The sequence below is a fragment of the Alistipes sp. i18-0019-D1 genome (assembly GCF_042852885.1).
GTDB lineage: Bacteria > Bacteroidota > Bacteroidia > Bacteroidales > Rikenellaceae > Alistipes.
The window spans coordinates 3,594,218-3,614,668 of the sequence record NZ_AP031424.1 but is presented as its reverse complement, the minus strand read 5'-3'; the positions used below and the strand labels follow the sequence as shown (position 1 = coordinate 3,614,668).

The window sequence follows — 20,451 nt, the reverse complement described above, 5'->3', positions numbered from 1 at the left end:
AGCAACTATGAAAAACGGAAAAATCGGAGTTACGACGGAGAACATTTTCCCCGTCATCAAGAAATTCCTCTACTCGGACCATGAAATTTTCCTGCGCGAGCTGATTTCGAACGCCGTGGACGCCACCCAGAAGCTGAAAACCCTCTCGTCGATCGGCGAGGCCAAGGGCGATCTGGGCGACCTGACGATCCGCGTCGCCGCCGACAAGGACAAGAAAACGCTCACCGTGACCGACCGCGGCGTGGGTATGACGGCCGAGGAGGTCGACAAATACATCAACCAGATCGCCTTCTCGGGCGCCGAGGAGTTCATGGAAAAGTATAAGAACCAGGCCATCATCGGGCACTTCGGACTGGGATTCTACTCCTCGTTCATGGTCGCCGACAAGGTCGAGATATTCACCCGGTCCTTCCGCGAGGGCGCCAAGACCGTGCACTGGAGCTGCACCGGGTCGCCCGAGTTCGAGATGGAGGAGACCGACGAGGCCCGCGACCGCGGCACGACCATCGTGCTGCACCTCTCGGAGGATTCGCTCGAATACGCCGAGGATGCCAAGGTCGAGGCCCTGCTGAAGAAGTACTGCCGCTTCCTGCCCGTGCCCATCGCCTTCGGTAAGGTCAAGGAGTGGAAGGACGGCAAGTACGTCGACACCGACAAGGACAACGTCATAAACAACGTCGAGCCGCTGTGGACCCGCAAGCCCGCCGACATCACCGAAGAGCAGTACAAGGAGTTCTACCACGAACTCTACCCGATGAGCGACGAACCGCTGTTCTCGATCCACCTGAACATCGACTATCCGTTCCACCTGACGGGCATTCTCTACTTCCCGAAAATCCACAACAACTTCGAGATCCAGAAAAACAAGATCCAGCTCTATTCGAACCAGGTCTACGTGACGGACCAGGTCGAGGGCATCGTGCCGGAGTACCTGACGCTGCTGCACGGCGTGATCGACTCGCCGGACATCCCGCTCAACGTCTCGCGCAGCTACCTGCAGAGCGACGCCAACGTGAAGAAGATTTCGAGCTACATCACCCGCAAGGTCGCAGACCGCCTGCAGGAGTTGTTCTCGACCATGCGCTCGGACTACGAGGCGAAGTGGGACGACCTGAAGATCTTCATCCAGTACGGCATTCTCACCGACGAGAAGTTCGCCGAGAAGGCCGCCGGGATCATGCTCTGGAAGAATATCGAAGGTAAGTATTTCACCCCCAAGGAGTACGTCGAGAAGGTGAAGGAGAACCAGACCGACAAGAACAAGACGGTGGTGTTCCTCTATGTGGACGATCCCGTGGAGAAGCACACGTTCCTCGAAGCGGCCAAAGGCAAGGGGTACGACGTGCTGGTGATGGACGGCCAGCTGGACAGCCACTACGTCAACTGGTACGAGTCGAAGAACAAGGAGTCGCGCTTCGTGCGCGTCGACAGCGACGTGGTCGACAAGCTGATCCAGAAGGAGGAAAACGTCAAGATGTCGCTCACCGAGGGCCAGCAGGAGGTGCTGACGCCCGTTTTCGAGAGCCAGATGCCCAAGGACGACAAGATTCACTACAACATCTCGTTCGAGGCCATGTCGCCCGACGAGGCTCCGGTGGTGATCACGCAGAACGAGTTCATGCGACGCATGAAGGAGATGGCCCAGACGGGCGGCGGGGGCATGAGCCAGTTCTACGGACAGATGCCTGACAACTTCACCATCGCGGTCAACGCCAATCACCCCATCGTCATCGACATCCTCGCCGACGTGGAGAAGTCCTACGGCGACAAACTCAAGACGATCACCAAGAAGATCGACGCCGCGGTGGCCGAGGAGAAGCGTTTCGACGAGGTCGTGAAGGACAAGAAGGAGGAGGACCTTTCGCCCGAGGAGAAATCCACGCGCGAGGAGCTGTCGAAGAAGATCGTCACCCTGCGTGACGAGCGCAGCCAGCGTCTGCGCGAGATCGGCGGCGAAAACCGCCTCGTCAAGCAGATCATCGACCTGGCGCTGCTGACCAACGGCATGCTCAAGGGCAAGAACCTGACGGACTTCATCCAGCGTTCGATTTCGCTGATCGAAAAATAGTTTTTGAAGGGTTTGCAGAGAAGGGACCGCACTTTCGGAGTGCGGCCCCTTTTCCGTTTGGAGCCACCCAACCGCTTTTTGCAGAAATAGTTGCAAAAACAACAAAAAAAGGCTACATTTGTTTGTCACTACAAACCCAACCAACCTGCCATGAGAAACCTTCTGTTCCTGATCGCAGCGGCGCTCGGTGCGTTGCTGCCGTCCTGCACCCCGGCCGACCGGGTCGTGGAAAACCCGCTGATCGCCACGGCCAACACCCGGACGCTCGACATCGTGAAAGTCGAATTGAGCGACACGGCGACCGTGCTCCACGTGAATGCCTACTACCGGCCCAAAAACTGGATCGTCATTTCTTCGGACAGCTATCTGCAAATCCCCGCCCGGAAATTCATGCTCACCGGGGCCGAAGGCATAACGCCCGACTCGCTGTTCTGGATGCCGAAGTCGGGCCGCGCGTCGTTCGTGCTGCGATTCCCGCCCCTGCCCCGCGGTACGAAATCGTTCGACTTCATCGAGTCGGACTGCGACGACTGTTTCAAGATCTACGGCGTGGACCTGACGGGCAAAACGGAGTATCCCGAATATCCCGAAGGCCTGCCCAAAGAGCTGCGCAAGGCTCCGAAAGACGGTCCGGTTCCCGACCCGATCCTCGCCGTCGGCGAAACGACCGTCAACATCCACCTGCTCGGATTCCGCGAAGGGATGTTCCGGGAAATTTCACTTTATGTGAATTCATTGCTCAACGGACAAAAAAGCTATGATTCGGAAATAACCTCCGATGGCGTCGCAACCTTCAAATTCGAGCAATACGGTACGGCAAGTGCTTTCCTTGCAAGAATCGGAATCGTGTTCGGGCAATTCTGGATCGCCCCCGGCGAGACGATAGACGTTTATGCCGATTTGCAAGAAGCCGGCAAGGCCATTGTCCAACGTCGGAACAACGAGCAGCCCAAACGTGCCCCGTTGTACTCGACAGGGACGTACGGCGCGCTGAATACGCTTTTCAACGGGAGCGAGACCAAAACAATCGCTCTTGATACCCATACCGGCGAATTTGCGGATTACCGGATGACAGCGGACGAATATGTGCAGATGGTGGCATCGAAATATAAATTATTAGCCGACAGCATCGCCCGCAGCGGCATGTCCAGCATGATGACAGAACTGTCTCTGCTTTCGCTCCAGCAGGAGACACTCAACGCATTTGCCAACAGTCGTTTCTTTTTGGAACACAATTACCGGTCGGAGCATAATATGTGGGACCGCAATGCGAAGCCCGACTATGAATTTGCCAAATTGACATCCGAAAATCAGGCGATGCTCTGCAAGCTTTTCGATATCAACAACCCGAAACTGCCGATGGGCGTCCGTATTTTCGAATATCAGCGTGCAGCTCTTGCTCCCGATATCGATTGGGCGCAACTCGTCGAGGCTACCAGTCCGCTTGCCGATCTGCGCAAAGTGAGTTCTCTGCCCTCCAAAGCGGAAAACGATGCTCTCACGGAGGCTGACCTCGCCTCGCTCCGTTCGCTGAAGAATCCGTTCTACGCCGAGGCGTGCGAAGCCATCCGGGCCAAGGTGCGCGGGGAACTGGCGGCGCTGGAAGGCAAGGTGAAGATCGAAGAGACGCCCGACGTGGCCCCCGACAAGCTGTTCGACGCCATCGTCGCACCCTACAAGGGCAAGGTCGTGCTGGTCGATTTCTGGAACACCTGGTGCGGACCCTGTCAGGCGGCGATCAAAGACAACGAGCCGCTCAAAAGCGGAGAACTGAAATCGGACGACCTCGTGTGGATTTACATCGCCAACGAAACCTCGCCGCTGGTCGCCTATAAGAAGCAGATCGGTAAGATTCAGGGCAAGCATTACCGGCTCAACGACGAGCAGTGGAAATATCTCTGCGAACAGTTCAAGGTCGACGGCATCCCCTCCTATGTGCTCGTCGGCAGGGACGGAACCGGCAAACTGCGCAACGACCTGCGCAACCACGACAAACTGAAAAAGACGCTCAAAAAACTCATCGAATAACGGAAACGGCCGCCCTGCGAGGGGCGGCCGTTTTGTCTTCGTCAAGGACGGGCGGCACGGAATCCCGAAGTGCCGGGACTTCACGGATGCGGCGCCTACGCCTTGCGCCGTTCGATTTCGCTGATATTTTCAATTTTCTTCTTCCGGAGGAAGCCGTAGACCCCGTCGAGGTGCTCGGTGACGCGGCCGTGGGAGAATTCGTAAATCTTATCGGTCAGTCCGTCGAGGAAATCGCGGTCGTGGGAGACGACGATCAGCGTGCCGTCGAAAGCCATCAGCGCCTCTTTGAGAATCTCCTTGGTCTTCAGGTCGAGGTGGTTGGTCGGCTCGTCGAGGATCAGCAGGTTGACCGGTTCGAGCAGCAGCTTGATCATCGCCAGGCGCGTCCGCTCACCGCCGGAGAGCACCTTGACGAGCTTCTCGCTGGCCTCCTTGCCGAACATGAAGGCACCCAGGATGTCGCGGATACGGGTCCGGATGTCGCCCACGGCGATGTCGTCGACGGTCTTGAAGACGGTGATCGACTCGTCGAGTCCCGACGCCTCGTTCTGCGCGAAGTAGCCGATCCGGACGTTGTGGCCGATCCGGATCTCACCCTCGAAGTCGATCTGCCCCATGATGGCCTTGACCATCGTCGACTTGCCCTCGCCGTTGCGTCCCACGAAAGCCACCTTGTCGCCGCGCCCGATGGTGATCGACACGCCGCCGAACACCCGGTGGCCGCCGTACGCCTTGCCCAGTTCGGAGGTGATGACCGGATAGGAACCCGAACGCGGAGCGGGCGGAAAGCGCAGGTTCAGCGCAGAGGTGTCCTCCTCGTCCACCTCGACGAGTTCCAGTTTTTCGAGCATCCGCACGCGCGACTGCACCTGGTTGGTCTTCGAATAGGTCCCCTTGAAACGCTCGATGAACTCGCGGGTCTCGGCGATCATCTTCTGCTGGTTGTCGTAGGCCGCCTGCTGCTGCTCGCGCCGTTCGCGCCGCAGGCAGAGGTAGCGCGAGTAGTTGACTTTGTAGTCGTAGATACGCCCGCGGGTGATCTCGATGGTGCGCGTGGTGATATGGTCTACGAAGGCCTTGTCGTGGGAAATGACCATCACGGCCTTGGCGTTGTTCATCAGAAAATCCTCCAGCCACTCGATCGACTCGATGTCGAGGTGGTTCGTCGGCTCGTCCAGCAGCAGCAGGTCGGGTTTCTGCAACAGCAGCTTGGCCAGCTCGATGCGCATGCGCCAGCCGCCCGAAAATTCGGAGGTCTGGCGCGTGAAGTCGCTCCGCTCGAAGCCCAGTCCCAGCAGGATGCGCTCCACGTCTTCCTGGTAATTGGAGAGGTCCACAGCGTAGAATTTCTCGGAAATGGCCGTGACCTCCTCGATCAGCCGCATGTACGACTCGCTCTCGTAGTCGGTGCGGGTCGTGAGCTGCTCGTTGAGCGCCGCGATCCGCCGCTCGATTTCGAACAGGTGTTCGAATGCCCGTGACGCCTCCTCGACGAGCGTGCGCCCGTCCTCCACCTGAAGGTGCTGGGGCAGGTAGCCCACTTTGCCGCTCCCGCCCACGGTCACCCGGCCGCGCGTCGGGGTGCGCACCCCGGCGATGATCTTCAGCAGGGTCGATTTCCCGGCTCCGTTCTTGCCCATCAGGGCGATCCGGTCCTTGTCGCCGATCGTGAAGGAGATGTCTTTGAAAAGCGTCGTGCCGCTGAACTCTACGGTAAGGCCGTCTATTGAAATCATAAGTTATCGCAAATTGAGCCGCAAAGATAGTACAAGCCGGGCGCAGAGGCAAATTTATTTGACTATGCCGAGGCGCCGCTTATTTAAGGCGAAGCCAAAGGTACGAAAAAGGAGGGCCGCTTCCAAAATCGGACAGCGGGACTTTCCGGGCAATAAAAGGCACTGAAAAAACCGCTTCGCAGGGCGGAGCGGCGTGAATCGGACCCGGGGCAGGGGTCTTATTCGGTCCAGCGGCTGCGGATCAGTTCCAGGAACCATTCCGGACAGCGGCACGGACGGCGCGAATCGCTGTGGATGAATCCCAGCTGGGTCATGCCCGTATTGAGCAGGTCGCCCCGCTCGTTGTAGATTTCGTAGAAGAAATTGATGCGTGTCGAGGGCATTTCCCGGAGGAGGATGCGCACGGTCAGCAGTTCGTCGAAATAGGCCGGCTTGCGGTATTTCGACTGCACTTCGAGAATCGGCATCATGATGCCCCGCCGTTCGACCTCGGCGAACGACATGCCCAGCGCGCGCAGAAATTCGCTGCGGGCGGCTTCGTAGTAGCAGATGTAATTCGAATGGTGGCAGATGGCCATCTGGTCGGTGTGCTTGTACCACACGCGTATCTGACAATCGTGGCTTAACATGGTTATTATCGTTAATTCAACAGTTTGTTTTTCCGGTTCTCTCTCCCGGCAGCTGTTATCGCGGCCGCTGGCCGCGTTTACAAATCTGACCCTCCCCTAAATCCCCTCCTCGGAGGGGACTTTGTGCTGTTACTTGGCAACACAGCATTTTGGACCATTACCCCCCCCCGATTATTTTCCTTCGGATCAGCAGCGCCACCGTGGCTCCTAAAACCCGCCTCTAAAGCGGGCGGGCGCGGAACCGGGTGAGAGCAATCAGAGTTCCCATCGCACCTAAATCCCGCTTCTTAAGCGGGCGGCTGTCCTAAAACCGGTTTTTTAAGCCGGCGCCTGTTAGGCGGGCGGCCTCCGCGGTCTTTCCCTCCTCCAGCAACCGGCGGATCAACGTCGAACTGACGCGCTGTCCATCGACGGTGCACGGTTCCACCTTCACGACGCGGAGCCGTCCCGACGCCGCGAGCGTGTCGCAGTCGATCCGGTCGTGGCCGAAACGGTGGTTGTAGCCCGCGACGAGCGTTTCGGCGCCGACCCGTCCGATCAGGTAGTCGTTCACGAACTCCTCCCCGGACAAGGCGCTGAACGCCCTGTCGAAGGGAATGACGATCACGTTATCCACTCCCAGTTCTTCCAGCAGGGCCGTTTTCTCGTCGAGCGTCGTCAGCAGACGCAGTCCTTCGGCCCTTCCCAGCGTGATGCGCGGGTGCGGCTCGAAGGTCAGCACGACGCTCTCGCCGCCGTTGGCGCGGGCCTCGGCGATCAGCCGCCCGATCAGGGCGCGGTGGCCCAGGTGCACACCGTCGTACGACCCGACGGTGACCGCCGGGCGGACGAAGTGCGGAAGTGCGTCGAAACCGTGAAAAACCCTCATCTCTCCCTCTCCCGGCACACGGTTACGAATTGCTCCCGTCGCTCTCCTTGACGAAGTAGGCGACCTTTTCGAGCAGCGTGGTGATGTCGTAATTCTCGACGATGATCCCCTGCGGGAAGTTCAGCGGCGTGGAGGTGAAGTTCAGCACGCCGCGTATGCCGGCGTTGATGATCGGCAGCACGAGATTCGGGGCCACCTTCGTCGGCGAGGAGACGATGACGATCGAGATGTCCTTGTCCTCGACCACCTCCTCGAAGGAGTCCATGTGGTAGCACGGGATGCCGTCGATGGTTTTGCCGACCTTTTCGGGGTCGACGTCGAACGCCGCGGTGATCTTCAGCTTGAGGCCCTTGCCGTTGAAATACTTGGTGATGGCCTGGCCCAGGTGGCCCATGCCCAGCACGGCGATGTTCATGGCCGAGGGGCTGTCGAGAATGCGGCTGATGTACTCGATCAGCACCTGCACGTCGTAGCCCTTCTTCGTGTCGCTCGAAAAGCCGATCAGCATCAGGTCGCGGCGCACCTGCACGGCCGTGATGCCGTGGATGCCGGCCAGCACGTGCGAAAAGATATGCGTGATGCCCTGCCGGTGGCTGGCGAGCAGCGTGCGGCGGTACTCGCTCAATCGCTCGATGGTTTTCTCGGGAATCGTATTCGTCAAAGTTGCCATGGCTCTGTCATTCGATGGTTATGGTGAAGTCGCTGTTGTAGTTGACCCGCGTCCAGTCGCGGTTGACATGGTTCTCGCGGCCTTCGTTCTGGCCGAACCGATAGGTCGTCTGCAACGGCGTATAGCGGCGGTCTTCGAGGTCGTATTCGATGTCGCCGTACATGGCCGGGGCGAAGATCATCGCCGTGTCGTAGCCCCGGTAGGAAAAGAGGGTCGGCAGCGCGCCGAACGAACGGATGTAAGCGTCGTCGAACGCCCGCACGGTCTCCGAGTCGCGCTTGGCGTGGTAGGTCGAGAAGAAGATCACGCGGTCCTTGAAAAACATCGCGCGGTCGACGGTGTTGTAGCGGTTCCAGCGGGTGTTGCCCAGCACCACGAAACGGGGCGCCATGCGGCCGCGGCTCGTAAGGCTCGTATCGGCCGAGGCCAGGGCCGCGAGGATGCGGTCGATGTCCACCTCGTTGTCGGAGAGGATGATGAAAACGTTGTCGTCCGTATTCTCCAGCAGCGGCGTGAGGTCGCTCGGACTGTCGGCCGAGCGGGCCGTGGGATGCTCGTATTTATAGGTATAACGGCGGTACTCCGAATCGCCCAGCAGCGCGAGCATCTCGCGCTCGAACTCCTTGTCGGTGGACTCGGTGTAGATCAGCGTGACCTTTTTGTCTCCGTTCACCAGGTCGCCCGCCTTCTCGTACTTGCGCGAAGGGTCGGGCGCGAGCTGGAACAGCACGTCGCTGTTCATCCCCTCGATATTGGCCAGCGGCGACACCACGGGGATCTTTTTCTCCTCGGCGAAACGGATCACCGGATACAACCCCTCCTCGTAGACGGGACCGACGATCAGGTCGGCATTCCGGAAGGCATCGCTTTCGACGATCCCGCGGATGCGCGCCGTGTCGCGGGCCGTGTTGTAGAGGTTCACGTTCACCGAACGCCCGTATTTGAGCTTCACGCTGTCCAGTCCCAGCAGGAACCCCTGGTAAAATTCCAGGTAGTTGCCGTTGGCCTCGCCGTCGACGGCGATGGGCAGCAGCAGCGCCACGTCGAGCGGGTCGCCGGCCCGGAGCGCCCGGAAGTCGATCTGCACGACCTGCTGCCCGGCCTCGGGCACGCTGTCCTGCCGCTGGAGGCTGTCGGCGCCCTCCGGGACCTGTCCGGCCTCGGGCGCGGGAATCTTGACCATGGCCCCGGCCTTGAGGTCCGCGGGTTTCAGCCCGCCGTTGAGCGCGCTGAACTCCGCCTCGGTGATCCCGAAGCGGCGCGAGAGCGAATAGAACGTCTCGCCCGGGTGCACGATGTGGTAGGCCGTGCCCTCCTCGGCCACGCTGTTCAGCGACTGCCGGTACTCCTCCCACTGCTCCTTCGTGCCGGCCTCGTCCTCCGAGCCGATCTGCTTCTTGCGGATCAGGATGCGTTCGCCGAGGCGCATGTGCAGCGGGTCGAGGTTCGGATTGTCCTCCAGAAGGGTCTTCACCGGAATCTCGTACTGCCGCGAAATGGCGTAGAGCGTCTCGCCCTTCGACACGAAGTGGAAATCGAAGGTCTTGCGCAGCTTCTTGTCCGACTTCGGCTCGGGCACGTCGCTCACGAACGGAATTTTGATGTTCTCGGCGGTTTTCAGGCCGCGGGCGATCGAGGGGTTGTTTTCGAGAATCACCTTCTCGCCCACCCCGTAGGTTTTCGAAAGCCCGTAGAGCGTCTCGCCCGCCTGCACCGTGTGGATGTAGTATTTCGCACCGTTGATGTAGACGATCGTCCCGGATTTCCCCGCCGCAACGGCGCAGAAAGCCCAGACGATCATCAGAGCGGCGGCACAGAGTCGTTTCATCGTCATTTCATTTTATCGCGCATCCGGATTTCGGTGATGACCTTCTTGGTGTAGAGCGGGAAATCGCCGTTCATCATCCAGGCGTAGTAGCTCGGTTCGACGCGGAACACCTCGGCCACCGGACGGCCCTTGTACTTGCCGAACCCGAAGACCTCCTCGCCCTTTTCGTTGTAGAGGATACGCCCGGCGTAGTCGGCCGACTCGGCGCGGCACGAGTATTCGGCCAGCTTGTCGATGTCGTTCTCCAGGTCGTCGTAACGGTCCAGCTGGGCCATCAGCACCTCGTAGGTGGCTTTCGTGTCGGCCTCGGCCGAGTGGGCGTCCTCCAGGTTCTTGTCGCAGTAGAACTTGTAGGCCGCGACCAGCGTGCGCTGCTCTTTCTTGTGGAAGATGTTCTGCACGTCGATGAACTTGCGGCGTTTGAAATCCACGTCCACGCCGGCGCGCAGGAACTCCTCGACCAGCACCGGCAGGTCGAAACGGTTCGAGTTGAAGCCGCCGAAATCGCAGCCGCGGATGAACTGCTCGAGCGACCGCGCGACCTGCGCGAACGTCGGGCACTCCTTCACGTCGTCGTCCGTGATGCCGTGGATGGCCGACGCCTCCTCGGGAATGTGCATCCCGGGGTTGAGCCGCCGGGTTTTGGTGATCTCCTCGCCGTCGGGCATGACCTTGACCATCGAGATCTCCACGATGCGGTCCCGGGCGGTGTCCACGCCGGTGGTTTCGAGGTCGAAGAAGATGATCGGGCGTTTGAGGTTTAACTTCATCTGACGGCCGTTATGCGTTGATCATCATCGGCATCAGCAGCATGAGCGTCGCGCTCGACTGCTTGTCGTCGTAAACGGGTTTGAAGACGCCGGCGCGGGTCGAGTCGGCCAGTTCCACCACCACCGTCGGGGTGTCCATGTTCGAGAGGATCTCGACGAGGAACGTCGACTTGAAACCGATCGAAATGGGCTGCCCGTCGTAGCTGCACGAGATCGTCTCGTTGGCCGACACCGAGAAGTCGATGTCCTGTGCCGTGAGGGTGATCCGGTTGTCGGCGATGTCCATGCGGATCAGGTTCGTCGTGGGGTTCGAGCAGACGGCCACGCGCTTGATGCCGTTGACCAGCTCGATGCGGTCCACCAGCACCTTGTTGGGGTTGTTGGCCGGGATCACGGCGTTGTAGTTCGGGTAGTTGCCCTCGATCAGGCGGCAGACGAGCGTGTGGCTCTTGAGCTTGAACAGCGCGTTCTTCGAATCGAACGCCATTTCGATCGCGTCGTCCTCCTTCAGCAGCACCGACTTGAGCAGGTTGGCGGGTTTCTTCGGGAGGATGAACGACGCCGTCACTTCGTTTTCGGTCTCGGCCTCGTACTTCACGAGTTTGTGCGCATCGGTTCCCACGAACGTCAGCGCGTTGGGTGCCAGGTTGATATAGATGCCGTTCATCACGGGGCGCAGTTCGTCGTCCGCCGTGGCGAAAATCGTCTTGTTGATGCCGTTCACGAGCGTGTCGACGTCGAGGCGGAGTTCCTTCTTCTCGGCGTTCAGCTGCGGCACGGCGGGATAGCTGACGGCGCTGGCCCCGGGAATCGAGAGCGATCCGCTCTTCCAGCTGATCTTGATCTCCCAGTTCTTGTCGTTGACCTCGATGGTCAGCGGCAGTTCGGGGAACTCCTTCAGCGAGTCGAGCATCAGTTTGGCCGGTGCGGCGATCGTACCTTCGCTCTCGACGCTGTCCACCCCGATCTGCCCGACGAGCGTCGTCTCAAGGTCCGACGTGGTGACTTGCAGCGTGTTGCCGTTGAGTTCCATGAGGAAGTAGTCCAGGATGGGCAGCGTGTTCTTATTGCTGATAACCTTGCCGGTGGTAGCCAGAAGCGAAAGCAGGGCCGAGCTTGATACGGAAAATTTCATACGTTGTTTCTGTTTTTGTCTGTTTATGGTTTCTTACTCTAAAATTGCCAGTTTGTCGAGGGCCGTTTCGATCATCTTCCGCACGAACGGCTTGTAGTCGGTGTCGACGTCCTGCGCGATGCGCTGGGCGATGATCGTGCAGATCGTGGCGGCGCGGTGGCCCATCAGGGCCGCCAGTCCGGCCAGCGCCGAACCCTCCATCTCGAAGTTGGTGATGCGGCGTCCCTCGTAGCCGAACGACTCGATCTTCTCGTTCAGGTGCGTATCGTGCGGTTCGAGGCGCACCCAGCGGCCCTGCGGGGCGTAGAAGCCCGGGGCGGCGACGGTGATGCCCTCGCGGGTGACGTCGCTGAAATGCTCGAACAGGGTCTTGTCGGCGTCGACGAAATAGGGGCGCGGCATCTTCTCGTACCAGCCCGTGTGCTTCACGAACGCCTCTTCGAGCGCCAGGTCGCAGACCGCGTCGCGGCCCTTGTAATAGCTCAACAGGCCGTCGAATCCGCATGAAGTGCGCGAGAAGACGAATTCACCGACCTTGATGTCGGGCTGGATGGCGCCCGACGTGCCCAGCCGAACCAGCGTGAGCCGCTTCTTCACGGCCTTCTCCTGCCGCGTGGCGAAATCGACGTTGGCCAGCGCATCCAGCTCCGTGACGCAGATGTCGATGTTGCCGATACCGATGCCCGTCGAGAGGACCGTCATGCGTTTTCCTTTATAGCTGCCCGTCACGGTCCTGAACTCGCGGTTCGCGACTTCGCACTCCTTCGTGTCGAAAAATCCGGCTACGAGGGCCACGCGGCCGGGATCCCCGACGAGGATCACCGTGTCGGCCAGCTGCCCGGGATGCAGGTGCAGGTGAAAAATCGAACCGTCGTCGTTGATAATCAATTCGGAAGCGGGGATGGTTCTCATAATTGTCGTTTTTTAATTTCCATAATTGGCATAAAAGTAATATATTTACCTCGAATATCAAAACATCGAAGCGAATTTTTCATAAACATAAGTATACGTAAAACCGAATAAAACATGACACTCATCAAATCCATTTCGGGCATCCGCGGCACGATCGGCGGACCCGCGGGCGAGAATCTGACGCCCCCCGACGTCGTAAAATTCACCACGGCCTACGTGCGCCTGATCGCCCGCCGTGCACCGGGCAAAAAACTTACCATAGTCGTAGGACGCGACGCCCGTATTTCGGGTGAAATGGTCTCGAACCTTGTGGAAGGGACCCTGCTGGCCTGCGGTGCCGATGTCGTCAACGTCGGGCTGTGCACCACTCCGGGAACCGAGATGGCCGTCATCACCAAGAAAGCCGACGGCGGCATCATCATCACCGCCTCGCACAACCCCCGCCAGTGGAACGCCCTGAAACTGCTCAACTCCGACGGCGAATTTCTGAACGACGCCGAGGGCAAGCAGGTGCTGGCCATGTCCGAGGAGGAGGATTTCGACTACCCCGCCATCGACGCCATCGGCCATGTGCTGTCGCGCGAGGATTTCAACGAGGTACACATCCGTCAGGTACTGGATTTGCCGCTGGTGGACGTTGCCGCCGTGCGCAAGCGCCGTTTCAAGGTCGTCGTCGACGCCGTGAACTCGGTGGGCGGCATCGTGATGCCGAAGCTGCTGCGCGAGCTGGGCTGCGAGGTCGTGGAGCTGAACTGCGAACCCACGGGCGAATTCGCCCACAACCCCGAGCCGCTGCCGCAGAACCTGACGGAGATTTCGGAGGTCATCGTGCGCGAGAAAGCCGACCTGGGCATCGTCGTCGACCCCGACGTCGACCGTCTGGCGTTCGTCTCGGAGGACGGCTCGATGTTCGTCGAGGAGTACACGCTGGTGGCCGTTGCGGACTACATCCTTTCCGAGAAGCCCGGCAACACGGTTTCGAACCTCTCCTCGTCGCGCGCCCTGCGCGACGTCACGGAGCGCCACGGCGGCAGGTATTACGCTTCGGCGGTCGGCGAAGTCAACGTCGTGACGAAGATGAAGGAGGTCGGCGCCGTGATCGGCGGCGAAGGCAACGGCGGGGTGATCTATCCCGAACTGCACTACGGCCGCGACGCGCTGGTGGGCACGGCACTCTTTTTGACGTGGCTGGCGAAGAAAGGCATGACCATGACGCAGCTGCGCGCCACCTACCCTTCGTACTACGCCTCGAAGAACAAAATCGAGCTGACGCCCGCCATCGACGTAGATAAAGTGCTGCGTGAGGTGAAGGAGCGTTACGCCGATGAGAATGTGAACGATATAGACGGCGTGAAGATCGACTTTGCGGAAAACTGGGTGCACCTGCGCAAGTCGAACACCGAGCCGATCATCCGCGTCTACACCGAGGCCAAGTCGATGGACGAGGCCGACGCGCTGGCGCAGCGGTTCATCGCCGAAATCAAGGAAATCTGCAACATTTAAGACCATGAAAAACAAAATTCTGATCCTTGCGGCGGTCCTCGCGCTGGTCTCCTGCGGCGGAAACGCGCAGAGGAAAACCGCGGCCGCGGATACGCAGAAGGCCGCAGCCGCCGCGCCCGACATGCACACGGCCGAAACGTCGCTCGACTACCAGGGTACATACAGGGGCACGCTGCCCGCAGCCGACTGCCCGGGTATCGAGGTGACGCTCCGGCTCAAGCCCGGCGGCGCGTACGAACAGCACCTGAAATACATCGGCCGCGATGCGGAGTTCGATGAGAAGGGCGGCTATACGGTACGGGAAAACCTGCTGACGCTGACGCCCGCCGACGGGGAGCAGCCCGAATACTACAAGGTCGAGGAGAACCGCCTGCGCCGCCTCGACGCCGAAAAACAGCCGGTCACCGGCGCGCTGGCGGACAATTACGTACTGCAAAAAACCACCGAATAAATGGATAAAGCAAAGGTTTATATAAAGGAGAATAAAGAGCGGTTTATCAATGAGTTGTTCGACCTGCTGCGCATCCCTTCGATCAGTGCGCAGTCCGAGCACAAACCCGACATGCAGCGCTGCGCCGAGTTTCTCGCGGCGGCACTCGTGAAGGCCGGGGCAGACCGTGCCGACGTGCTGCCCACGGAGGGCAATCCGGTGGTTTTCGCCGAGAAGACCGTCGACCCCAAGGCCAAAACGGTGCTGGTCTACGGCCACTACGACGTGATGCCCGTGGACCCGCGCGACGAGTGGCGCACGGAACCTTTCGAGCCGGTTATCAAGGACGGGCGCATCTGGGGCCGCGGCGCCGACGACGACAAGGGCCAGCTGTGGATGCACGCCAAGGCGTTCGAGGCGATGTGCGCCACCGATTCGCTGCCCTGCAACGTGAAATTCATGCTCGAAGGCGAGGAGGAGATCGGTTCGCCGAGCCTCTACGGCTTCTGCGAACGGAACAAGGAGCTGCTCAAGGCCGATATTATATTGGTATCGGATACGTCGATGATCTCGATGCAGACGCCGTCGATCACCTGCGGGCTGCGCGGACTGGCCTACATGGAGGTCGAGGTGACGGGACCGGACAAGGACCTGCACTCGGGGCTGTTCGGCGGCGCGGTGGCCAACCCGGCCAACGTGCTGGCGCGGCTGGTGGCGGGACTCGTCGACGGGAACGGCCGCGTGACGATCCCCGGCTTCTACGACGACGTGCGGGAGCTGACGCCCGCCGAGCGCGAGGCGTTCAACAAGGCGCCGTTCAGCCTCGAAGACTACAAGAGGTCGCTCGATATCGGCGACGTGGAGGGCGAAGCGGGCTACACGACGCTGGAACGCACCGGCGTGCGCCCGTCGCTCGACGTCAACGGCATCTGGGGCGGCTACACGGGCGAGGGGACCAAGACGGTCATTCCGTCGAAGGCTTCGGCCAAGATCTCGATGCGCCTCGTGCCGAATCAGGACTACCGCAAGATTTCGGAGCTGTTCGAAAAGCATTTCCGCGCCATCGCGCCCAAGAGCGTGAAGGTCGTGGTGAAATCGCTCCACGGCGGCATGCCTTACGTCGCACCGACCGACATGCCGGCCTACAAGGCCGCCGAAAAGGCCGTCGAGGCGACTTTCGGCAAGAAGCCGCTGCCGTTCTATTCGGGCGGTTCGATTCCGATCATCAGCGGTTTCGAGTCGATCCTGGGCATCAAGTCGCTGCTGATCGGCTTCGGGCTGGCGGAGGACGCCATCCACTCGCCAAACGAGAGTTACGGACTGGAGCAGTTCGACAAGGGCGTGGAGACCATTCCGCTGTTCTACAAGTATTTCGCTGAATCCGAATAGCATGTACGACGAGTTTCTGGAATTCGCCGTGCAGCTGGCAAAGGCCGCAGGCGGGATACAACTCGCCTACTTCCGGGGCGACAACCTGTCGATCCGGACCAAATCCAACGTCTGCGACGTGGTGACGCGCGCCGACAGGGAGAGCGAGGAGTATATCGCAAGGGGCATCACGGAGTGCTACCCCGACCACGCCATTCTGGGCGAGGAGGGCGGCTGCCGGGGCAACGCCGCGAGCGACTGGCGCTGGGTCGTCGATCCGCTCGACGGCACGACCAATTACAGCCAGGGACTTCCGCTGTTCACGGTTTCGATAGCCCTCCGGCACAGGGGAGAAACCGTCGTGGGGGTCGTCTACGCGCCCTATCTGAACGAGCTGTTCACGGCAACGAAGGGCGGCGGGGCATTTCTGCAATACGCTTCGCGGGAGCCGGAACGTCTCCGTGTCGGACAGAAACAGACGCTCGCCACCTCGGTCATCGCCACGGGATTCCCCTACGACAAGGACGTCGATCCGGACAACAACAGCGACAACGTCGCCCGGATCATCCCCTACGTGCGGGATGTCAGGCGGCTGGGTTCCGCGGCCTACGACATCAGCTGCGTTGCCGCCGGACTGCTGGACGGCTACTGGGAACTGGCGCTGCACGAATGGGACGTCTGCGCCGCCGAACTGATCCTCGCCGAGGCCGGAGGCGTCGTCTGCGACCTGCGCCGCGACCGCGGCATCTCGATCGTCGCAGGCAACGGCGCGATTGTGAAGGAAATTCTGAAATACGTGCGATAAATCAATTCTGAATCAAACGGTTGCAGGCATTGCAGCCTATTCCGGAAAAGGGCGGGAGTAAATTCCCGCCCTTACACATGTGTGTTTATTAAAATTTTTTCTTATTTTTGACCCGGACAAAAAACAGAAAAAAACATGTGCGGAATAGTTGGATATGTCGGGCGGCGCGACGCGTGCCCGATTCTGATAAAGGGGCTTCACCGCCTCGAATACAGGGGATACGACAGCGCGGGCGTCGCGCTGGTCAATCCGGACGGGCGTCTCAACGTCTTCAAATGCAAGGGCAAGGTCTCCGACCTGGAGCATTTCCTCGACGGAAAGGATCTCGGCGGCAGCATCGGCATCGCCCACACCCGCTGGGCCACGCACGGGGTTCCGAACGACGCCAACGCCCATCCCCACTACTCCGAATCGGAGAACATAGCCCTGATCCACAACGGCATCATCGAGAACTACCGCGTGCTGAAGGACGCACTCGAACAGAACGGGTACACCTTCCGCAGCAGCACCGATTCCGAGGTGCTGGTGAATCTGATCGAATACGTCCGCGCGACCAGCGGCTGCTCGCTGCCCGAAGCCGTGCGGCAGGCCCTCCGGCAGGTGATCGGCGCCTATGCCATCGCCGTCGTCGAGAAGGGCAACCACGACCGGATCGTCGCCGCGCGGCAGAGCAGCCCGATGGTCGTGGGCGTGGGCGACGGGGAGTTCTTCCTCTCGTCCGACGCCGCGTCGATCATCGAATACACCGAGGATTTCGTCTACGTGGGCGACGGCGAAATCGCCGTGATCGACCGCAACGCCCCGCTGAAAATCGTCACGCTGGACAATCACGACGCCAAGATCGACATCAAGAAATTGCAGCTTTCGATCTCGCAGCTGGAAAAGGGAGGCTATCCCCATTTCATGCTCAAGGAGATATACGAGCAGCCCCGGACCATCGTCGACTGCATCCGCGGACGCATCAACCCCGACACGTGCGAGGTGAAACTTTCGGGCGTGATCGACCACCGCGACAAGTTCGTGAACGCCCGCCGCATCGTCTTCGTGGCGTGCGGCACGTCGTGGCACGCCTCGCTGATCGGCGAGCACCTCGTGGAGTCGATCTGCCGCATTCCCGTCGAGGTGGAGTACGCCTCGGAATTCCGCTACCGCAACCCCATCATCCGCGAGGACGACATCGTCGTGGCCGTGTCGCAGTCGGGCGAGACGGCCGACACGCTGGCCGCCGTCGAACTGGCCCGCAAGGCCGGGGCGTTCGTCTTCGGCATCTGCAACGTCGTCGGCTCGTCGATCGCCCGGGCCACGGATTCGGGAGCCTATATCCACGTGGGCCCCGAGATCGGCGTCGCCTCGACGAAGGCTTTCACCGGACAGGTGACCGTGATGGCCATGCTGGCGCTGGCCGTGGGCCGCGAGAAGGGAACCGTCACGGAAGCGCATTACAACGAGGTTTCAGCCGCGCTGCTGCACCTGCCCGAGACGATGGAAGAGGTGCTGAAAGTCGCCCCGCAGATCGCCGATCTGGCGAAGATATTCACCTACGCGCACAACTTCATCTACCTCGGCCGCGGGTACAACTACCCCACGGCGCTCGAAGGCGCGCTGAAACTCAAGGAGATTTCGTACATCCACGCCGAGGGCTACCCCGCGGCCGAGATGAAGCACGGGCCCATTGCGCTGATCGACGCCGAGATGCCCACCGTGGCCATCGCCACGCCGGACCACACTTACGAAAAAACGGCGTCGAACATCGAGGAGATCAAGGCCCGGGGCGGCAAGATCATCGCCGTCATCGCCCGCGGCGACGAGCAGGTGCGCCGCTCGGCCGACTTCGTGATCGAGGTTCCGGTGATCGCCGAGTGCCTGATGCCCATCGTGGTATCGGTCCCGCTGCAACTGCTGGCCTATTACATCGCCGTCTACAAGGGCCGCGACGTCGACCAGCCCCGCAACCTCGCCAAGTCGGTGACGGTGGAGTGACATCCCGCGCCGCACGGCAAACGAAAATCCGCAGCTTCCCGAGGAAGGCTGCGGATTTTTCATCTGCGGCGGACGTCTAATGCCCGTAGTTGGCGTCGATGTAGTCGGAGATCCCGAAATCCTTCGGAACAGCGGGTGCATCGAGCGGCGTAATGCGGGCGCCGATCACGAGCCGCTGGCCTTTGAAGACCAGCTTTTCGAGGAACGAGTCGATCTCGCCGCGGTTCTCGGTCATCGGCCGCCACGCCATCGAATGATTGGTCTCGGCGACGGAGTAGAACGCATGCGGAACCCTGCGCCGCGCGAGGTCGCCGGCAATGCTTTCCGAACCGAACAGCCAGACCCCGTCGACACCGATCGTGCCGTAGGGCACGTTGCGGTCGGCGTCGCCGTGGAAAAGCAGCATCGGCGCGGGATCGCGCTTCCAGCGCAGGCTGTCCTGCGTGTCGCAAACGGCTCCCGCAAAGGCGATTACCCCGGCGTATCTGAAGTTCTGCGTGAACTTCCCGGCGGCCAGCGGATGCCCGTTGCAGAGCCAGTATTCGCCCATCAGCACCGTGATGGCCCCGGCGCTCGACCCGCACGTCACGATCCGCGAAGGATCGACGTCCGGCATCTCCCGGCATATATAGGCCGTGGCGTCGTAGAGGTCCTCCGTCGCCATCGAAAGCGTCGTGTCCAGCGCCCGGGTGAAATGCTCCTCGTCGAGCAGGCCGGCCTGTCTGGCCCGCTTCATCCCCAGCCGGTAGTCGATCGACACGACGACGAACCCCTTGCGGGCGTAGTAGTCGAAGAAGGGCCGGAAACGCCGGTTGTCCCGCGTGCCGGTCATGAAGCCGCCGCCGAAAAGGAACATCAGGCAGGGTTTCGTCCGGCTGTCGGACGTGAGGGCCGTGTAACGGTCCAGCCGCAGCGTGTCGGCATCCCGCACGGCATAGACGAAGGTCTCTTTTTCGATCTTCCACGGCGTCGCGCCGTCGTTCTGCGCTCCGGCCGGCGTCCGCAGGAACAGTGCAGCGATCAGAAACAGACGTCTCATGCTACTGCATCTCTTCGTAGGCGTACTGGATCGCCCGGTTCAGGATGGCGATGAACGGCTGCGTCAGGCGGAACCGTTCGACGGTGCGGTCCAGCAGGCCGGGCGCGAGCAAGAACTCCTCGGTGATCGGCTGTTCGAGGTAGAAATCCTTCAGCTTCAGCATCTCGGCATAGGGGCTGTCGGCCGGGAATCCCGTCGGGACCCGCTTGAGCTTGTTGCTGCTGCACAGGCGGAAGCCCCTGGCCTTGCGGATCGCCGCCTCGATCTGCGCGCCGTTGTCGAGCACCTCCTCGCGGATCGAACGCAGCACCGTCGGCTCGATGCAGACGGCCCCCGCCGAAAGCAGGTTGCACCACACCAGCGAATCGGCGCAAGGCTCGATGTGGAAATAGTATCCCGCGAAGCCCGATTTCTTGCCCTTCGGCGCAATGTAGGCCCCGATGTAGGTCTTGTAGGGCGATTTGTCGGGCGAGAAACGCGTGTCGCGGGCGATGCGGTAGGTGCAGTCCTGCGGACGCAGCCCGCGCACCGTGGGATCGAACGACGCGATGCCCTCGATCAGCTGCCCGGTGAAATCCGCGAACCGACCCTTCACCCGGGTCCATTCGGCGCGATTGGCGTCGAACCACTCCCGGGTGTTGTTGTCGTGCAGCCGGCGGAAGAAATCGATGACCTCCTTCAT

The 20,451-nt window shown here is 60.7% G+C and carries 17 protein-coding genes; 7 read left to right on the top strand and 10 right to left on the bottom strand.

Features of this window, described 5'->3' with window-relative positions:
• Nucleotides 1-7: 7 nt before the first annotated feature.
• Complete coding sequence (gene htpG, locus ACGHP5_RS15075; RefSeq protein WP_290533793.1) at nucleotides 8-2,068, top strand: molecular chaperone HtpG; 2,061 nt, start codon at nucleotides 8-10, stop codon at nucleotides 2,066-2,068.
• 150 nt (nucleotides 2,069-2,218) lie between these two features.
• Nucleotides 2,219-4,096 carry a thioredoxin-like domain-containing protein gene (locus ACGHP5_RS15070; protein WP_390567517.1) on the top strand — a complete coding sequence of 626 codons (1,878 nt, stop codon included), beginning with the start codon at nucleotides 2,219-2,221 and terminating at the stop codon, nucleotides 4,094-4,096.
• Between the two features lie 95 nt (nucleotides 4,097-4,191).
• Here the strand turns inward: ACGHP5_RS15070 and ACGHP5_RS15065 are convergent, their stop codons facing one another.
• The 8 genes from ACGHP5_RS15065 to ACGHP5_RS15030 all read right to left on the bottom strand — a co-directional run bounded on the left by ACGHP5_RS15065 (nucleotide 4,192) and on the right by ACGHP5_RS15030 (nucleotide 12,644).
• Complete coding sequence (locus ACGHP5_RS15065; protein WP_337771729.1) at nucleotides 4,192-5,832, bottom strand: ABC-F family ATP-binding cassette domain-containing protein; 1,641 nt, start codon at nucleotides 5,830-5,832, stop codon at nucleotides 4,192-4,194.
• A gap of 218 nt (nucleotides 5,833-6,050) precedes the next feature.
• Nucleotides 6,051-6,461: a thioesterase family protein gene (locus tag ACGHP5_RS15060; protein ID WP_290533796.1), complete on the bottom strand. Its 411-nt coding sequence runs from the start codon at nucleotides 6,459-6,461 to the stop codon at nucleotides 6,051-6,053.
• A 304-nt stretch (nucleotides 6,462-6,765) separates the two neighbouring features.
• Nucleotides 6,766-7,329, bottom strand: coding sequence for an FAD synthase (locus ACGHP5_RS15055; protein WP_390567514.1), 564 nt, complete (start codon nucleotides 7,327-7,329; stop codon nucleotides 6,766-6,768).
• A 22-nt stretch (nucleotides 7,330-7,351) separates the two neighbouring features.
• Nucleotides 7,352-7,999: a redox-sensing transcriptional repressor Rex gene (locus tag ACGHP5_RS15050; protein ID WP_290533798.1), complete on the bottom strand. Its 648-nt coding sequence runs from the start codon at nucleotides 7,997-7,999 to the stop codon at nucleotides 7,352-7,354.
• 7 nt (nucleotides 8,000-8,006) lie between these two features.
• Entirely contained in the window at nucleotides 8,007-9,833 is a 1,827-nt protein-coding gene (locus ACGHP5_RS15045; protein WP_390567512.1) for a LysM peptidoglycan-binding domain-containing protein, read from the bottom strand.
• A complete protein-coding gene (locus ACGHP5_RS15040) occupies nucleotides 9,830-10,597 on the bottom strand; it encodes a 3'-5' exonuclease (RefSeq protein ID WP_290533800.1) in 768 nt (255 codons plus the stop codon). Before ACGHP5_RS15040 ends, ACGHP5_RS15045 begins: the two co-directional genes overlap by 4 nt.
• 10 nt (nucleotides 10,598-10,607) lie before the next feature.
• Nucleotides 10,608-11,732, bottom strand: coding sequence for a DNA polymerase III subunit beta (dnaN, locus tag ACGHP5_RS15035; protein ID WP_290533801.1), 1,125 nt, complete (start codon nucleotides 11,730-11,732; stop codon nucleotides 10,608-10,610).
• Nucleotides 11,733-11,765: 33 nt separating this feature from the next.
• Entirely contained in the window at nucleotides 11,766-12,644 is an 879-nt protein-coding gene (locus ACGHP5_RS15030) for a nucleoside phosphorylase (RefSeq protein WP_290533802.1), read from the bottom strand.
• A 114-nt stretch (nucleotides 12,645-12,758) separates the two neighbouring features.
• Here ACGHP5_RS15030 and glmM point away from each other — a divergent pair, with 114 nt between their 5' ends.
• The 5 genes from glmM to glmS all read left to right on the top strand — a co-directional run bounded on the left by glmM (nucleotide 12,759) and on the right by glmS (nucleotide 18,730).
• The gene (gene glmM, locus ACGHP5_RS15025) at nucleotides 12,759-14,147 is read left to right on the top strand and encodes a phosphoglucosamine mutase (RefSeq protein ID WP_390567509.1); all 1,389 of its coding nucleotides are present in this window, start codon (nucleotides 12,759-12,761) and stop codon (nucleotides 14,145-14,147) included.
• 4 nt (nucleotides 14,148-14,151) lie between these two features.
• A complete protein-coding gene (locus ACGHP5_RS15020) occupies nucleotides 14,152-14,598 on the top strand; it encodes a copper resistance protein NlpE (protein ID WP_290533804.1) in 447 nt (148 codons plus the stop codon).
• A complete protein-coding gene (locus ACGHP5_RS15015) occupies nucleotides 14,599-15,966 on the top strand; it encodes a dipeptidase (RefSeq protein WP_290533805.1) in 1,368 nt (455 codons plus the stop codon).
• A gap of 1 nt (nucleotide 15,967) precedes the next feature.
• Nucleotides 15,968-16,750: an inositol monophosphatase family protein gene (locus tag ACGHP5_RS15010; RefSeq protein WP_295905023.1), complete on the top strand. Its 783-nt coding sequence runs from the start codon at nucleotides 15,968-15,970 to the stop codon at nucleotides 16,748-16,750.
• Nucleotides 16,751-16,885: 135 nt separating this feature from the next.
• Complete coding sequence (gene glmS / locus ACGHP5_RS15005) at nucleotides 16,886-18,730, top strand: glutamine--fructose-6-phosphate transaminase (isomerizing) (RefSeq protein ID WP_290533807.1); 1,845 nt, start codon at nucleotides 16,886-16,888, stop codon at nucleotides 18,728-18,730.
• Nucleotides 18,731-18,806: 76 nt separating this feature from the next.
• Here glmS and ACGHP5_RS15000 read toward each other — a convergent pair whose 3' ends face one another.
• Nucleotides 18,807-19,769, bottom strand: a complete 963-nt coding sequence (locus ACGHP5_RS15000) for an alpha/beta hydrolase (RefSeq protein WP_337757316.1) — start codon at nucleotides 19,767-19,769, stop codon at nucleotides 18,807-18,809.
• A gap of 1 nt (nucleotide 19,770) precedes the next feature.
• Nucleotides 19,771-20,451, bottom strand: coding sequence for a DUF2461 domain-containing protein (locus ACGHP5_RS14995; RefSeq protein WP_295905019.1), 681 nt, complete (start codon nucleotides 20,449-20,451; stop codon nucleotides 19,771-19,773).

Coding starts and splice junctions, on each gene's coding strand:
- htpG (WP_290533793.1), top strand. CDS start 8: ATGAAAAACGGAAAAATCGGAGTTACGACGGAGAACATTTTCCCCGTC.
- ACGHP5_RS15070 (WP_390567517.1), top strand. CDS start 2,219: ATGAGAAACCTTCTGTTCCTGATCGCAGCGGCGCTCGGTGCGTTGCTG.
- ACGHP5_RS15065 (WP_337771729.1), bottom strand. CDS start 5,832: ATGATTTCAATAGACGGCCTTACCGTAGAGTTCAGCGGCACGACGCTT.
- ACGHP5_RS15060 (WP_290533796.1), bottom strand. CDS start 6,461: ATGTTAAGCCACGATTGTCAGATACGCGTGTGGTACAAGCACACCGAC.
- ACGHP5_RS15055 (WP_390567514.1), bottom strand. CDS start 7,329: ATGAGGGTTTTTCACGGTTTCGACGCACTTCCGCACTTCGTCCGCCCG.
- ACGHP5_RS15050 (WP_290533798.1), bottom strand. CDS start 7,999: ATGGCAACTTTGACGAATACGATTCCCGAGAAAACCATCGAGCGATTG.
- ACGHP5_RS15045 (WP_390567512.1), bottom strand. CDS start 9,833: ATGACGATGAAACGACTCTGTGCCGCCGCTCTGATGATCGTCTGGGCT.
- ACGHP5_RS15040 (WP_290533800.1), bottom strand. CDS start 10,597: ATGAAGTTAAACCTCAAACGCCCGATCATCTTCTTCGACCTCGAAACC.
- dnaN (WP_290533801.1), bottom strand. CDS start 11,732: ATGAAATTTTCCGTATCAAGCTCGGCCCTGCTTTCGCTTCTGGCTACC.
- ACGHP5_RS15030 (WP_290533802.1), bottom strand. CDS start 12,644: ATGAGAACCATCCCCGCTTCCGAATTGATTATCAACGACGACGGTTCG.
- glmM (WP_390567509.1), top strand. CDS start 12,759: ATGACACTCATCAAATCCATTTCGGGCATCCGCGGCACGATCGGCGGA.
- ACGHP5_RS15020 (WP_290533804.1), top strand. CDS start 14,152: ATGAAAAACAAAATTCTGATCCTTGCGGCGGTCCTCGCGCTGGTCTCC.
- ACGHP5_RS15015 (WP_290533805.1), top strand. CDS start 14,599: ATGGATAAAGCAAAGGTTTATATAAAGGAGAATAAAGAGCGGTTTATC.
- ACGHP5_RS15010 (WP_295905023.1), top strand. CDS start 15,968: ATGTACGACGAGTTTCTGGAATTCGCCGTGCAGCTGGCAAAGGCCGCA.
- glmS (WP_290533807.1), top strand. CDS start 16,886: ATGTGCGGAATAGTTGGATATGTCGGGCGGCGCGACGCGTGCCCGATT.
- ACGHP5_RS15000 (WP_337757316.1), bottom strand. CDS start 19,769: ATGAGACGTCTGTTTCTGATCGCTGCACTGTTCCTGCGGACGCCGGCC.
- ACGHP5_RS14995 (WP_295905019.1), bottom strand. CDS start 20,451: ATGAAGGAGGTCATCGATTTCTTCCGCCGGCTGCACGACAACAACACC.